The sequence below is a fragment of the Bacillus sp. SIMBA_005 genome, assembly GCF_046535585.1.
In the GTDB taxonomy this organism is placed as follows: Bacteria; Bacillota; Bacilli; order Bacillales; family Bacillaceae; genus Bacillus; species Bacillus pumilus.
The window spans coordinates 1-269 of record NZ_JAWRWI010000454.1 but is presented as its reverse complement, the minus strand read 5'-3'; the positions used below and the strand labels follow the sequence as shown (position 1 = coordinate 269).

General features: G+C 68.8%; 1 protein-coding gene. It reads left to right on the top strand.

All coding sequences use genetic code 11. From position 1 onward, the window contains the following. Positions 1-25: 25 nt before the first annotated feature. A partial coding sequence (locus SB660_RS20870) for a hypothetical protein (protein WP_410584265.1) occupies positions 26-269 on the top strand: 244 nt, incomplete at its 3' end.

The window sequence follows — 269 nt, the reverse complement described above, 5'->3', positions numbered from 1 at the left end:
CTATCAAAGCGCAGGCGGGATGCGGATGGCCGTCGCGATGCGTCGCGCCCACGGCCAGGGCTACTGGTGGTACTTCGGGTTGTCCGCGTCGGACCTGGGACGCCGAATCGCCGCCCACGACGCGCTGCCAGTCGACATCTGCGCCTACGAAGAAGGCGGACAGCTCTGGTTCGCGGCCGTCATGGTGCCGGCCCGAGGCAAACGGCATGCGTGGTACTTCGGACAGCATCCGCACGATGTCACCCGGCTGCTGCGGGAGACCGGCGGCC